General features: G+C 32.9%; 11 protein-coding genes and 1 tRNA gene. 7 read left to right on the top strand and 5 right to left on the bottom strand.

The window, feature by feature from the left end:
- Positions 1 to 428, top strand: a 428-nt coding sequence (locus QM536_06805; GenBank protein MDI9356712.1) for a hypothetical protein, incomplete at its 5' end; no start/stop codon positions are given.
- Positions 429 to 605: 177 nt separating this feature from the next.
- Here QM536_06805 and QM536_06800 read toward each other — a convergent pair.
- Both QM536_06800 and QM536_06795 read right to left on the bottom strand, forming a co-directional pair.
- A complete protein-coding gene (locus QM536_06800; protein ID MDI9356711.1) occupies positions 606 to 4,424 on the bottom strand; it encodes a PKD domain-containing protein in 3,819 nt (1,272 codons plus the stop codon).
- A 53-nt stretch (positions 4,425 to 4,477) separates the two neighbouring features.
- A complete protein-coding gene (locus QM536_06795) occupies positions 4,478 to 4,843 on the bottom strand; it encodes a YraN family protein (protein ID MDI9356710.1) in 366 nt (121 codons plus the stop codon).
- Between the two features lie 460 nt (positions 4,844 to 5,303).
- On the opposite strand from QM536_06795, the gene QM536_06790 reads away from it, so the two are divergent.
- Entirely contained in the window at positions 5,304 to 6,038 is a 735-nt protein-coding gene (locus QM536_06790; protein MDI9356709.1) for a YceI family protein, read from the top strand.
- Positions 6,039 to 6,128: 90 nt separating this feature from the next.
- Positions 6,129 to 8,477, top strand: a complete 2,349-nt coding sequence (locus QM536_06785; protein MDI9356708.1) for a Tex family protein — start codon at positions 6,129 to 6,131, stop codon at positions 8,475 to 8,477.
- A 449-nt stretch (positions 8,478 to 8,926) separates the two neighbouring features.
- Here the strand turns inward: QM536_06785 and QM536_06780 are convergent.
- Both QM536_06780 and QM536_06775 read right to left on the bottom strand, forming a co-directional pair.
- Positions 8,927 to 9,001 (bottom strand) — tRNA-Val (locus QM536_06780).
- 13 nt (positions 9,002 to 9,014) lie between these two features.
- A complete protein-coding gene (locus tag QM536_06775; GenBank protein MDI9356707.1) occupies positions 9,015 to 9,527 on the bottom strand; it encodes a hypothetical protein in 513 nt (170 codons plus the stop codon).
- Positions 9,528 to 11,243: 1,716 nt separating this feature from the next.
- On the opposite strand from QM536_06775, the gene QM536_06770 reads away from it, so the two are divergent.
- The 4 genes from QM536_06770 to QM536_06755 all read left to right on the top strand — a co-directional run bounded on the left by QM536_06770 (position 11,244) and on the right by QM536_06755 (position 13,840).
- Positions 11,244 to 11,384, top strand: a complete 141-nt coding sequence (locus QM536_06770; GenBank protein MDI9356706.1) for a hypothetical protein — start codon at positions 11,244 to 11,246, stop codon at positions 11,382 to 11,384.
- A gap of 9 nt (positions 11,385 to 11,393) precedes the next feature.
- The gene (locus tag QM536_06765; protein MDI9356705.1) at positions 11,394 to 11,921 is read left to right on the top strand and encodes a GNAT family N-acetyltransferase; all 528 of its coding nucleotides are present in this window, start codon (positions 11,394 to 11,396) and stop codon (positions 11,919 to 11,921) included.
- 288 nt (positions 11,922 to 12,209) lie between these two features.
- Positions 12,210 to 12,659 (top strand): GatB/YqeY domain-containing protein, encoded by a 450-nt coding sequence (locus QM536_06760; GenBank protein MDI9356704.1) that lies wholly within the window; start codon positions 12,210 to 12,212, stop codon positions 12,657 to 12,659.
- Between the two features lie 2 nt (positions 12,660 to 12,661).
- Positions 12,662 to 13,840, top strand: coding sequence for an acyl-CoA dehydrogenase family protein (locus tag QM536_06755; protein MDI9356703.1), 1,179 nt, complete (start codon positions 12,662 to 12,664; stop codon positions 13,838 to 13,840).
- Between the two features lie 33 nt (positions 13,841 to 13,873).
- On the opposite strand, the gene QM536_06750 is transcribed toward QM536_06755, so the two are convergent.
- Entirely contained in the window at positions 13,874 to 15,505 is a 1,632-nt protein-coding gene (locus QM536_06750; protein MDI9356702.1) for a hypothetical protein, read from the bottom strand.
- Between the last annotated feature and the right edge of the window lie 582 nt (positions 15,506 to 16,087).

The raw sequence follows: 16,087 nt of genomic DNA, 5'->3' as shown, positions 1-16,087 counted from the left end.
TTACTGTTCCCCTTCCTGTTAGCTATTCTGACGCTTTGGTAAGGGCTTCTTTGGAGAATAATAGACCCGTTCCAATAATTGCATCATCAGGTGATGGTTCTAATAGTATTAATGTTAGTGATTTTAATACTCGTGTTTATGTTTGGTTATTGGATGCATATATAACAAAACAACCAGTTATGACATTTAGTTGGGGACGAAGCGACCTTTGTCCGTATACTAATCCGATTCCTAGTTGTGCTTATAGTGGTATAGATACATTTCCTCCAATAACAAAAGTACGTTCTAACTGGGGCTTGGGTGGATTATGGGATGGATATTCTACAAGTGGTATATTTGATACAAGTCTTACTTCTACTACTGGTAATAACAATCCTGTTGATGGTTATCCTAATCTGAGGATAGTTCCCGAACTACATCCTAACTAAATAAAAAAGAATGAAGAGTAAGGGAGAGATCTTCTCTCTCCCTCTCTTTTTTTATACACTTGTAATTTTGAGTGGTTCTAAAAATTAAAACCATAAAAACGGTATCCCTTAAAAACCTAAAGTAGAGACATTGCATGCAGTGTCTCTACTTTTGTATTTTCCACATTCTTTGAGAGATTATTTCAAAACCTGTATCCATCCTTTACAGGAGGTTTTATCAGCAATCGTTATATGATAAAAATAAGTTCCCGCGGGTACGTTCCCTGCCCCCCAAGTGTTATCATACTGGGAGGATTTATAGAGAGTACTTCCATCTTTATCTATTATGAGGAGAGAGATGGGTTGGGAATAGGTAATTTCAAATCTATCATTCTTATTATCCCCATTTGGTGTGATGACATTGGGTATAAAAAGTTTTTCTACCTTTACAGAATGGTTCTTGGCAAGGGAGCATCCTTCCTGTGAGAGAGCAATAGAGATACTATAGTTGCCCTCTTCGGGGAAAATATGTGTTACTTCTTTTCCTATTCCTGTGGTTTTATCTCCAAAATCCCATTGCACCGTATTTCCTTCTTGAGTTATTGCCTGAAAATTAAATTCTTTCACTCCGTAGCAGGTATATTTTGGAATTATATTTATTTCTGCGGTTATAGTTGGAATAACCGTGATAGTTATTCTTTTTTCTAAGGTACAAATAGTAAAATCATTGCGAATAATAGCGATATAAGTGGTAGTTTTTTTAGGGCGTATGTGTATTTGCGAGGCAGTGGAAGAAATACTTCCATCACTACTGCTCCATTCGTAAGTACTTCCACCTGTTGCGGATAATGTAAGAGAGTCCCCTTCACAAATAGTTTTACTTTCGGAGGCAGATGGTTCTGCTATGGTTATTTTTTTGGTAAATGTGGTAAGCGGGGAGCATTTTGTTCTTTGATCGAGTCTGGCTGTGTATGTTCCCGGTTGAGTATATTGATGAGATATGCTGTCTTTATTTTCTATGGTAGTTCCATCGCCTAATTCCCAACGAGAGTAACGTGTTTCAGTATTGTTATTTTTGAAAATAAAAGTGGACGCAATGCATCCTTGCTGTGCGTTCATTCCTTCGAGATTCGTAATGTTGAATGGTTGCAGTTCTTTTTCTGTGGGGATTACCAAAAGAGTCACTGTTGCCGTGGTGTCGCATCTTTTTTCTCCATTAGTTATAGTAACGGTATAGGTAGTGGTTCTTTGAGGGGTAGCAACAGGATTATGAATATTAGGATTAGATAGTCCCGTTTCGGGAGTCCATCTGTACAATCTTCCTCCCGTGGCTGTGAGCATTTTGCTTTGTCCATAGCAAAGAACATCGCTTTGAGTGATAGAAAACAATGGGCGTGGCATTATGGTTAATTGCTTTTGGACAACAAGTGTTCCAATACAGGCATTTTTATTGTATATGGTAAGAGTGGTAGTGTATGTTTTTTGGATTTTGAGGGTTGGATAAGTATGTGTTGTTATAAAAGTATTTCTATCGTTTTCCTTAATAACCCCATCTCCAAAATCCCAAATAAATCTTTCTCCGTAGGTATAAGTATTTTCAAAAGAAAAAGTATGTATGTCGCAAACAGTATCTTTATCAAGGTATGTATTACCTTCTGCAGTAATGTCAAAACTTCCTTGTAGCACCAATATATTAAATTTAAACAATCCCAGATTACAATTTCCAGAGTTATTTACATTTGAAAAAGCACCTGGTGTAGTAGGAAAGCTATTAACTCCTAGGCAACCCGCACAAACAGCGTGATATACAATTCCATTTTTATCAAATCTACTCGTTCCCCCATCTACGTGGTCACTTCCTAAACCAGGATTAAAAGGATTTACTCTTTCTATAGATCCAAAGTAAGTACCATAGAGAAATTCATCAGCATTAATACTGAGCACCATCATATAAAAATCCTTTCCGTCTGTGACAGATTGGTAAGCATTGGCGCTTATAGGCATATTGAAGGTATTTCCGTTGAAATAACTGCCAAGATAATTAATTGTAAAATCTAGATTTCGGTAAGTTATAGAATTATTTCCTCCTCCCCATCCTGATATATAGATATTATTGCAAACACTCACTAAAAAAGCAGTAGGGGATATATTAGGAAGGTTGCTGTTTCCATCTATGTTTCCAAAAACAGTTGACCATTCTGTGCCTAAATCTTTATTAAACTTATGAATAAATTGTCTTCCGTTTCTATTAAAATATTTTCCAGGGGACACAAGATAAGATCCTCGGGTTTGTCCGAGGGCATGAACATACCCTTGGTCATCTAAATCTATAAGATATAATTGGTCATCTTCGGGGGTTCCGAGAAATACAATTTTTTTTATGCTTGAGGAGGTATCATTTTTTAATGCTATAAAACCATCTATTTTTCCGTTATACCCATTTACAAAAGCATTACGATATGTTCGTATTAGGATATCATTACTGTTGGTAGATCCGCCTATATATACTTCTCCGAGTGTATCTACCCGTATAGACCTTGCGGCATCTTCACCATCACCACCAATATAAGAACTCCATAGAATATCTGAAAGATCTTTTTTTAATTTTACCGCTACTCCATCTGTCTGTCCTCCACCATATCTGCTTTGAAAAGCATTTTTGCTGGTGGAAAAATCTCGAGAACTCGTCACTCCTGCAATGTATATATTATCATCCGGTCCAATATATATTTCTCCTCGGAGTATATCTCCATAATTCTGGTCCAAAGGGTTCCTTAGCTTGTCTGATATTTTACTTAGTATACCGTCGTTGTCTGCACCCCCAAAAAAGGTAGAAGAGAAAAGCTCGGTCCCATCTCTACGGAGATGAGCCACAAAAATATCTGTCCCCCGAGGATATATTACTCCTAAAACATCTGTGCTATCCCCACCATTAAAAGTTATATCGTAAGCAAGATGAGTAGTAGGAAATCTTTCTGACCCCGTAATTCCTAAAATAAAAAGATCTCCATTCTTATCTGCTATCATACTGGTAGGGGACTCCGAATATTCCCCTCCCAAATAAGTAAAAAATAAAAGATTTTTCCCCGAACTATCAAATTTGGTGATGACTACATCGGTAATACGACGATTAATTATTGATGGATAAAAATTTGATTGGAATGCACCTGGAGAAGGAACAAATCTTCCCGTGCTAGCTCCCATAATAGTACCTCCCGCATAACTATTTCCTTCATCATCAAAACAAGCGGTGTTTCCCCAATTATCTTCTGTAGAACCCGTATAGGTGCTAAAAACAATTTCAGGATCTATGACCAAAGTCTTTTCTCTATCATAATCCCCTTCTATACGAAAGCGGATTCTCTCTTTTTCTAAAACATACTCTGCCTTGAAAAAGGTAGTATCTCCACACTCCGAAACCTGATATGTTTTGGGTATTTTTTCATATATCTTCCCAAAATTTGTCTCCACCACTAAACTTCCCTCTGAAAGATATACTGCATTTGCCCCTTGTATTTCCAAAGAAATATCCTCTACTTTTGCCCCCGCGTATGCCCATATATTATATTTCAACCCCCTCTCTGTGTGTATCACCTGAAAGTCCGTGTTCTCATATATTCCACAATACCATATTTCTCCATACTGTTTGGCATCCCGTCCCCATTTTTTAGGGTCGTTCCCTAAAAAAAAATTATGAGGAACACCATCTGTTTTATGTCCCTTAATATTTACTTTGTTCGTATTATGAAAAAGAACATGAACCGCTTGCGGATATTTTATTTCCTCCGTCTCTTGAAAAGGATTCATAAAAGGAGAATCCACTGTATGATGCGATTGCCTTTCTTCTAAAAGATATACCCACCCATTTTCTCTTCCTAAAAAATACCCAACGGGCATATCTGCTCTATAATGCACAGAAGCATCCCACTGTCCTTTATTTTCTAAAAAACCACCAAAACTATACACCAGATTTGGAAACCACAACACACTCACTGCGAACATAAAAAGATTTTTCATCTGTATATAAAATAACTAAGAATCAGTATTGTATTTCTAAAAAACACATCATTTTAAAAGACATCTGTAAATTGTTTTATTTCGGGAACTTTTCTGAGAATAACACTTATTATATCAAACCGTATGTTCCCTTTCCAATTTATTTCCATTACATAGCCCTCCGCCGTTTCTATTATTTTTTCCTTTTTACTTTCTCTCATGGCACTTTCTTCGGGATACCCGTAAAGAGAATTTTTTCTTGTCTTTACCTCTACAAAGATTAATATATCCGATTTGGATACTATAATGTCTATTTCCCCTTTTTTATATCTATAGTTTTGTGCTAAAAGAGTATACCCTTGCTGTGTCAGAAAATCACTCGCAAGTTTTTCTCCTCTTCTGCCCATGAGAACTCTTGCATTACTTTTTTTGGAAATCATTTGCATTGCAGAACAAATAAATAAATACAATATTTTCAAAATGCAATAATAAGAAATAAAATAAACACATACATATTATAAGAAAATAAAAGAATCTTTTTATAACACATTTTATAAATATTATGAATTTACTCCAAAAAATTACTTTATGATACACTCGTAGTTTTATAACTGTTTGATTATCAGTAAGTTTAAAACTCATATGTAAAAATGATCTTTCGAACACTCTCTATGTTTTTCCAAAGTTCTATTTCATTTTTCACACCTATATCCATTCTTAAAATTTATAACCCACAACTTATAACTTATAATTTTTACATTTTCTGAAAATATTTCCATTATTTTTATACGTATTTTAATTATATAATGAAATGTTCTAAAAAAAATGTAAATTGCCATTATTTTACATTTTAATTAAGTTAATTATAATCAATTCACTAAAAACAAAAAAACATAATTTATGAAGTTAGTATTTATGTCTATTGCTCTTTTTGCAATAGTTAGTATTACAGGATGTAATAGAACGAAGAATACATCCACAGGAGAAGCACTCATAGCAAGCACCGAATCGGGAGATCATTACATGATAGAGATGGGAGAAAAAAATATTGTGAAATGGATTGGGAGTAAACCCGTCGGAAAACACAATGGAACATTCGCTATATCAGAAGGACATATATCTGTTAGTAATGGATCAGTAGTAAGTGGTAATTTTACAATAGATATAAAAACACTTACCGTATCAGATATACCCATAGATGCAGAAGAAAATGCAAAATTAAAAGGACATCTTCTATCACCTGATTTTTTTCAAGCAGATAGCTTCCCCACCGCAAGATTTGAAATAGTAGCCGTAGAACCTTTTGATGCATCAAAAATTCAAGATAAAGAAGAATTTAAGACCGACTTTACACCTGAATCTGCTACTACATTTATTGTTTCAAATCCAACACATTTAGTTACAGGAAATTTTACACTGAAAGGCATCACAAAAAGTATAACTATTCCAACCAGTATAGTACTAGAAAACGACGTTCTCGTAGCTGAAGCAAAATTTAACATAGATAGAAAAGATTGGAATTTAGTATATGGTGATGAAACACAAGCAATGGACAAACTCAAAGACAAGTTTATCTATAACACCGTAAATGTAGAATTCCATTTACAAGCATCTAAACAGATGACACACCAATAATGACACCAATATATATAAAACAGGGAACAGATGCTTTCCCTGTTTTTATTTTAAAAAAAGAAAAAATATAAATAAAGAGAAGTATAGTTTATGATGAATGAGATTCATTTTCGAAAAATTGCCAAAGAATTATTATTAGAAGTCAAGAATGTACAGTCAACTGTCGACCTTTTAGATTCAGGATCAACTGTCCCTTTTATATCACGTTATAGAAAGGAAATGACTGGAAGTATGGACGAAGTGTTTATAACAAAAGTCCGAGATAGAATAGAACAATTACGAGAATTAGATAAAAGAAGAGAATCCATTGTAAAATCAATAGATGAGCAAGGAAAAATGACCGATGCTCTTATGAAACAGATAATGGAAACAGAAACATTAGCATCTTTGGAGGACGTCTATTTACCCTATAAACCAAAACGAAGAACAAAAGCATCTATAGCAAGAGAAAAAGGATTAGAACCCCTTGCTCTATGGATACTAGACCAAAATTCCGAAGAAATAGAAGTGGAAAGTATGAAATATATTCAGTTAGAAAAAGGTGTAGATACTATAAAAGATGCATTAGAAGGAGCTAAAGATATTATAGCCGAAATAATAAATGAAAATATAGAAGTTCGTAAAACAATGCGCGATACTTTCAAAAAAAGCGGCATCATCTATTCTCGTATTATGAAAGGAAAAGAAACAGAAGGACAAAAATATAAGGACTACTTTGAATTCTCAGAACCCATCAACACAATACCATCACATAGATTACTCGCTCTCCGAAGAGGTGAAAACGAAGGGTTTTTATCCATAGACATATACCCTCCTGAAGAGGAAACTTTAGGAATATTAGATGCTACTTTTGTAAAAGGAAACGGGGCATCATCCGAATTGGTAAAAGAATCTATCAGGGATAGCTATAAACGACTTCTAAAACCATCTATGGAAACAGAGGTTCGCTTATATTCTAAAAACAATGCAGATACAATTGCTATAAAAGTATTTACAGAAAACTTAAAACAACTCCTTATGGCAGCCCCTTTAGGACAAAAAAAAATCCTTGCCATAGATCCTGGATTTAGAACGGGATGTAAAGTAGTTGCTCTTAATAGCGAAGGTGACCTTTTAGATTATGAAGTTATCTTCCCAAACGAACCACAGAAAGATACCATCAAATCAGCATCAAAACTGAAATATATGATAGAAAAATACGGAATAGAAGCCATTGCTATTGGAAATGGTACCGCAAGTCGTGAAACAGAATCATTTGTGAAATCTCTCTTCGCATCTTCCAAAATAATTATTGCAATGGTAAACGAAAGCGGCGCATCTATTTACTCTGCTTCTGATATCGCTCGAGAAGAATTCCCAGATAAAGACGTTACCGTCAGAGGAGCTGTTTCCATAGGAAGACGACTTATGGATCCGCTCGCAGAACTCGTAAAAATAGACCCAAAATCTATAGGAGTAGGGCAATACCAACACGATGTAGACCAAAATTATCTCAAAAAATCATTAGACGATATAGTCATCAATTGTGTAAATAAAGTAGGAGTAGAACTCAATACAGCAAGCAAAGAACTCTTAGCTTATGTTTCTGGTTTAGGAAAACAACTAGCCAAAAATATAGTGGAGTATAGAAATCAAAATGGTGCTTTCCCCGATAGAGATGCTCTCAAAAAAGTACCCCGAATGGGTGAAAAAGCATTTGAACAAGCCGCAGGCTTTCTACGAATCCGTAACGGAAACAATATCCTCGATGCCAGCTCCGTCCATCCCGAAAGATATAAATTAGTAGAGCAAATGGCAAAAGATATAAATGCCACCATACAAGATATTATGACTAAAAAAGAAATGAGAGCAAAAATAGATATTAAAAAATACGTAACCGAAGAAGTAGGACTCCCTACTTTACAGGACATACTTCAAGAATTAGCACGACCAGGAAGAGACCCACGCGAAACATTCGAAGCTTTCTCTTTTGAAGAAAAAATAAAAGAAATATCTGATATCCGAGTCGGAATGAAACTACCAGGTGTCATTACTAATCTAACTGATTTTGGAGCATTCGTAGATATTGGTGTTCATCAAGACGGATTAATACACAAAAGTCACATTTCTGACACATTTGTACACGATATACTAGAAGTAGTAAAACTCCAACAAAAAGTCATGGTAACAGTATTGGAAATAGACGGACCAAGAAAAAGAATCTCGCTCTCGCTCAAATCTGACCCTTTTGCAGGGAATATAAACACCCATAAAACAGGAAGTACTACTCCTATTAAAAAACAAACTTCCGAAACCAAAACCACCCATGAAAACCAAAAAACAAAACCTTATAATAAAAAAGAAGAAAGCAAACCCCAACAAAATAAAATAGAAACAGCAAATGTAAAAGAAGACTTTCAAACAAAATTAGACATGCTAAGAAAAAAATTTCAAAAATAGAAACTACTCCTTTCATACAATAACGTTATAAAAAATGAACGTTTTATATTATATTATAGGAAGCACTTTTTTCACTGTTTTTTCCTTGTTCATATTCCGATTCATAAGAAAAAAGAATCCGAACCCCGAAAAATTAAGTAGCTATGAATCCGGAGAAGAAGCAAGTGGTAATATGTTAGGTGCTTTTAATATAAAATATTATGTCGGAGCAATTCTTTTTATACTCTTTGATATAGAAATTATCTTTTTAGTTCCTATACTTTTGATCTTTAAGAATACCACAAATATTATTTTTGATTGGATTATTGTAGGGGAGATAGTATTATTTTTATTCGTAGTATCTGGGGGGCTACTCTTTGTATGGAAGAAAGGAATTTTAGAATGGTACCCTCCACAGAAAAAAACCTCCGATATAGATACAAAAGTGCCATATAATATATATAAAAAAGTGGGTTGTAACGGATTCGAACCGATGACCCCTACCCTGTCAAGGTAGTGCTCTAAACCAACTGAGCTAACAACCCCTTTATTCCAATATTATAAATCATAACTAACCTCACATTTTGGATTATACATACAAAAATTTTGTACTTCCTCCGAGGTTACCTTTGTTCCATAGCAAGAAAGCACCTCTAACTTTTTTAGATTATATAAAGGAACTAAACTGCTTATTTTAGTAAAAGAACAATCCAACTCCTTTAATTCCAAAAAATTTTGAATGGGATCCAATCGAGAAATATTACTCCCACCACAAGATAAAAACTCTAAATGAATAAGATTACCTATAGGTTCCAAAGAATCAACAAGTGTTTTATAAAAATATAATTCCTGAAGGTAGGTAAGCTCACGAAGCGGCTCTAAATCTTTAATTTTTGTAAAAGAACAATCTAATACTTTGAGATCCCGAAACCTGGATATGGGTTGTAAAGTCACTATTTTATTTTTATAGCACCTTATCTTTTCTAAAGTATTATATTTTAAAACAACAATGCTCAGATCCACTATTCCTTGAGATGAGCAATCTAATTCTTCTATTGTAGTAGATGTCATTTTTTTATTTATAATAAAGGTTAATAAATATTTACATTTAATTTATATATTTTTTTTACCTAAATCTTTTTCCTGTTCAAATTCTTTCATAATGGCATTAATTTCTTCGGTATTGCTCATTTAAAATAAATTTTATAAAATTAGCGTTTTTTATGGTTAAAAAAAAATTGATTTTTAACTGTTTAAAAAAATAAAACTTTATAAAGAGCTTACTAAAACTATATTACATTAACAAAGCCCCAATTTTTCCTTTACAAATTAAAGCTTTAATCCCCCACTATTTATATAGTGGATACAAGAAAACTCTTAATCTTTAAATATGAATCAATTTTTTTTGGAGTATTTTTTTGTAATAACCAGATACTCTGTTTCCTTGATAATCAATGACTTATAATATTAAAAATAGATACTCCATATCTTATTTTTTCAAAAAAACTTTTACCTAAAAATAATTCCATAAAATAAATGTTTTATTTAGAATACATGCAATAAAATAAGATTTTTATGCTATATAATTAAAAAAGTAGATAAATAGTTACAAATTTAGATCTTGATTAATTACAATAATAATTTAGTATATCTTATATATTTGTATAAAACATTCAAAAAATGGGACTACCTGAAAATATATTAGATATAAAAGCATTTATTACACAGCTTTTACAAATAATTCCACAATCTAATAATACTTACTAAATAATTACTTTTTTAATTTTTTTAAAAAATTTAGCACATTGAGTAGTTACTTTTTTATGTTTTTTATACCTTTATAAAAATATATAAGTAATGAGTAAACAACTAATAACCCTATATTAGTTTATCAAAGAACTTTTGAGAAATAAAGCCATTTTTATGATGATAGAAAGTTTTTGAATGAATTGTTATTTGATACATTCAAAATAGAACGAATATATAGAACGAATACTAGAAAGTGAAAACGATAGGGAGCATGAGAATCATAAATGTAATCGAGTAGATTTGTTTACTATTAATTCAAAAAACAAATTGCTTATGGAATTTCAAAAATGATTGTTGAAAATGATTTTATAAGAAAAAATTATTCCAATGCCGAGGAAGTATTTTCCATTAATCTCGTCTACTTTACCCTCGAATAAGATTTTATCTACAAAAGGATGACCTCTTTTAAATGAGCGCATCATAATAATATTTTAGGATTATGCGAAAAATAAAAGAAAAAATTTGTAAAACAAGAAGTTACAGATATTTTTCTCGAGTATTATTTGTTAAAAATGAATCAATTTAACGATATTGCAAAAGACGCTTTGGACAAGTGGTGTTTATTTTTTTTAAAATAGCGAAGTAAAAGAGATTCTTTTAAAACAAAAGAGATCAATGAAGCGATGGAAGTTATAGATATTATGCACTTTCAAAAGAATGGATCTATGCTTACAAGCTCTATAATAGATAGTTTGAATGTAAAAACAAGTGAAATGTATTCTTTAAAAGCAAAAATGAGGTTTAAAGTAGTTAGCCGCAACCTTACGAATGACCGTCAAAACAAATATTTATAGACATAATAATAAGAAAAGCAAAGGAAACTGACAGCGAAAAAATTGACTTTAATGGAAAAATTGCAGGTGTGTTTGTCTATTGTTTTCTTCCATACACAGCCAAAAACAGCCCATCGATTTATATGAAAGAGATTTATCTTGACGAAAATTATGGGGGACAACAAATTGGATAACAATTACATTAATGAATGCTTTAAAAATGGAAGCAAAACAAAATAATGGTAGTCAAATAACGTGGACATCTGCACCTTGGAATAAAGCAGGACGAAAATTTTATGAGCGATTAGGTGCAAAAAAAATAATGAATGGCTTAACTATAAATTGAAAATATAATATGAATATAATTGAGGTAATAAAAATTACGAAAGACGAAATTTCCCAATTACAAAAAATTGGTAGACAAACTTTTCACGAAACCTTTTCCGAAAGTAACACCGAAGAAAATATGCAAAATTATTTGGAGGAAGGATTTTCTACAAATAAATTGAGACATGAACTTGATAACGAAAATTCAGAATTTTATTTCGCCAAACTTGACAACGAAGTAATCGGATATTTAAAATTCAACTTTGGACAATCACAAACAGAACTAAAGAACGAAAAGGCACTTGAAATTGAAAGAATTTATGTTTTAAAAGAATTCCACGGAAAGAAAGTTGGACAAATTCTTTACAACAAAGCCATTGAAATTGCCAAGCAGAAAAGTGTAAATTTTGTTTGGTTAGGTGTTTGGGAAGAAAATCCAAGAGCTATTAACTTTTACAAGAAAAATGGTTTTGTAGAATTTGACAAACATATTTTCAAACTTGGCAATGACGAACAAACCGACATAATGATGAAACTAAAATTGACAAATAACTAAAAAAAAGCAACTAACAGGAGTTTTGCAAAAGCTGGGCATTAGTGCTCAATTGAACATTAGTACTTCTAAACCCATCATTTGCAAAGCCCCAGGCCGAATAAAAAACAATTGAAATAACTAAAAAACTAATGGTGAATGGTTTATACAATGAAATTATTTCTAAATCAACAGGTTTGTCAATTGAAAAAATAGAAGAACTGAGAAACGAAATGGAAATGTAGATAAAAAAACATATTTTATAGAAAATAATAATACAAATAGTATACTAAAAAACTAATATTACAACCAATGAATTTAAAAAACAAAATAGATGCAGAAATAAAAACTTCTATGCTCCAGAAAAATCAAGAGAGATTACGAGCATTGAGAAGTATTAAATCACTCATTTTATTAGCCGAAACAGAAAAAGGAAATAAAATAGAGATAGACGAAGCAACAGAAATATCGCTCCTTTCTAAAGCCTCAAAACAAAGAAAGGACTCACTTACCATTTATAAAGAACAAGGAAGGGAAGACCTTGCAAAAAAAGAACAAGACGAGTTGGATGTTATACACGAATTCTTACCCTCACAACTTTCTGAAGAAGAAATAAAAAAAGAAATTCAAAACATAATAACGACCATTGGGGCGAAAACACCACAAGAAGCAGGAAAAGTTATTGGAGTAGCAATGAAAAACCTTGCAGGCAAAGCAGACGGAAAAATTATATCCACCATAGTAAAAAAACTATTACCATAAAAATGAGACAAGATACCTTTGAATCACCCGATTTTTATAACATAGACGACCTTTTGACAGAAGAACAAAAGATGATAAGAAGCAGCATCAGAACTTTCGTAAAAAAAGAAATAACACCTTTCATAGAAAAATGGTGCCAAAATAACGAATTTCCTAAACACATAGTTCAAAAATTTGGAGAAGTAGGAGTCTTCGGCCCCACTATCCCTTCCGAATACGGAGGCGGCGGATTAGATTACACCTCTTACGGTCTTATAATGCAAGAAATAGAACGAGGAGACAGCGGTATGCGGTCAACGGTATCCGTACAAAGTTCATTAGTAATGTTTCCCATCTATGCCTTCGGAAGTGAGGAGCAGAAAAGAAAATATTTACCAAAACTAGGAAGCGGAAAGATGCTCGGATGCTTTGGACTAACCGAACCTGACTTTGGCTCTAATCCTTCAGGAATGCTTACCAATATAAAAGACGCAGGAGAATACTATCTCTTAAACGGAGCAAAAATGTGGATATCCAATGCTCCTCAAGCCGATATAGCTGTCGTCTGGGCAAAGGACGAAACAGGAAGGATACAAGGATTAATAGTAGAAAGAGGAATGGAAGGATTTTCTACACCAGAAACACACGGAAAATGGTCACTCCGAGCCAGCTGCACAGGAGAACTCGTCTTTCATAATGTGAAAATTCCAAAAAAAAATATCCTTCCTCACAAAAGTGGATTAGGGGCACCTATGATGTGCCTCGATAAAGCACGATTCGGAATCGCATGGGGAGCAATGGGAGCAGCTATGGATTGTTATGATGCTGCTAAAAAATATGCTTTACAGAGAGTACAATTCGAAAAACCAATCGCTTCTTTTCAACTCATCCAAAAAAAACTTGCCGAAATGCTCACCGAAATAACAAAAGCACAACTCATAAATTGGCGACTAGCCAAACTGATGGACGAAGGAAAAGCAACAACCCCACAAATATCTCTCGCTAAAAGAAACGCCATAGAAAATGCCCTTACCATAGCAAGAGAAGCAAGGCAAATCCACGGAGCGATGGGGATTACAGACGAATACCCTATGATGAGACACATGATGAACTTAGAATCCGTCCTCACATACGAGGGAACTCACGATATACATCTCCTTATACTCGGAAACTATATAACGGGTATTCCCGCTTTCAAATAAATGTATATCCTAAAACCAATTTCTTTGACTGTTTTATTCATTTATTGTTACTCTTGTAATATAAAAAACTTTTCTATTTAAAGGAACATTCTTATCTTTTAGATTTTTTATATGCTGAACCCCATATATATATAAAGAATTGTCATCCCCACTTTGTATGGTAGCAGTTCCCAATTTTATACTATCATTTGGATATTTGAAAGAAAGAGGAATTGTTTGTTCCTCTATTTTATTTGGAAAAATAGTTTTGAGATAGATAGTATTCTTATGATGAGAAACAAACATCGGATACTTATCGTGGTTATGTATCCATAAAGAATTCTCACCGAGAGTATCAGGTACTTCAAAAGAGTTCTGCCATAGAATGTTACTTTCGGTATCCAAAGCAGTTACTAACCTATCCACTGTTATGTCATTTTCATAATATGTTGCTTCAAAGAGTTCTTCAGGATGATAATTTGTAGATGGAGCTTTTACAGAATCAATGGAGTAGGAATGAGTATGAATTACAGGTCGGTTGCTTGAATAATAAGGATACGATGGGTTATAAGGAGCATTCCAACTATCAGGAGATTCAGATGCCCTTCGGGCATCATTACTTTCATATTTGGGAGTTGTAGGAGCGGGAGATGTAGAGTGCAAAAAAGATTGGGAATAAGACGAGTATGAACGGGGGTATTTTTTTGGAGAAGGGGGGACCACTTCATATTTCTTGTATAAATTTCCATCGGAGTATTTTCCATACCTGCTCACATGAGCAACTATCAAAGAACCTTCTCCATACTTTTTTATATCATAGAAAGTAAACTGATAGTTTCCATTCTGGTATTTTTTCTTTTTTTGTTCAGGAAGGTGTATCTCTGATATAATTCTTTTACTACTTTGAGAGAAATGCAAGGTATAGTTTTTTATCTCTCCTCCTGTATCTATGCTCGATAAATAGATACCTTCTTCCCAAAGTGGTTTTTTGGAAGAAAATTCTGAATTTTTTCTCCCAAACTCCCCTGATATATATACTTTTCCATTTGGTAATTCTTCTACTCTCCCATTAAAAAATAACTTGTGAGTGGGTGGGTACAATCTTAGATTACTCACCATATCACCATCGGTAGAAAAAACTCTTACTTCCATCGGCTTTGCATATTTTTTTTGGGTGGATATCACTGAAAAATGCTTTGAGTCAACATGTGATGTAATATCTATAGTATACAGTGGGTCAAAGGATTGCAACAGGGTGGATGTTTTATTTTCTTTGATCTTGTGGATAATTATTTTTTTTCCTATACCCATATACCCATCTATTCCAAAAACAATGGTATTATCTATAACAGAAAAATAAAATATAGATGCACCTATAGGCAAATAACTTATTCTATATACCGAATAGAACGCTGTCCTCATATCAATATCTAATAAATACATTGCTTTTTGAGAACTCTCTGAATATAAGGCATACACATGCCCACTCTCTTGCTCGTGAGGAATACCTATAAAATATAAGTCCGTGCCTACAGTTTTGGGTATCAGATATTCTTTTTCTGTAATAGAAGTAAGTGCATTATCAAAAAACAAACCTTTTATCCAATTTCCCATACTGTCTTTTTGGGGAATAAGATGCAGTAAAAGTGCTTTTTCTTTATATACACAAACTCTATATTTCTCCATATGTTTGTGTATTTCAATCTCCACTCGCTTGATATCCCCATCATTTTCACGGTATTGGGAAAATAAAAAATAAGGAATAATCAAAAAAAACAATACCCTGTATTTCATAAAAATATGTTTATATCTATTGTATTAAAAAATTATACTCATAAAAAAGAAAGCAACTTTTTGCAGACACTCCCTCTTTTTCTCTTTTCAAAACCATTAAAAACGAAAAATAAAACAACATCCTTGCAAAAAAAAAACAATAAAAAGAAAGCATTTTTTTATAAATATCCTCCTATCTATTAAACAGTATCGGAAAGAAAACTCTTAAAACCTTGATTATATAATTCCATTAAAAAAACAAAAAATAATTTGAAAAATTATAAAATTTTCAATAAAATACTATTTTTATTGAAAATGAAACCGTTATAAAAATAGTTATATCGTTTTTTATTGCAAATCTCTCACACCCTTATAAACAAAGAAAAAACCACCGAGGCAAATTATCATGCATGTATTCACCTTATTATTGCATGTGCAGAATTGAGACCAATTCCCGAATTTCAATTTCTGAAAACAAGATTGGATAATGTAATT

This window comes from Chitinophagaceae bacterium (assembly GCA_030053935.1).
GTDB lineage: Bacteria > Bacteroidota > Bacteroidia > Cytophagales > JASGCU01 > JASGCU01.
Note: the sequence above shows the minus strand (reverse complement) of the source record. Positions and strands in the feature narration are given on the sequence as shown.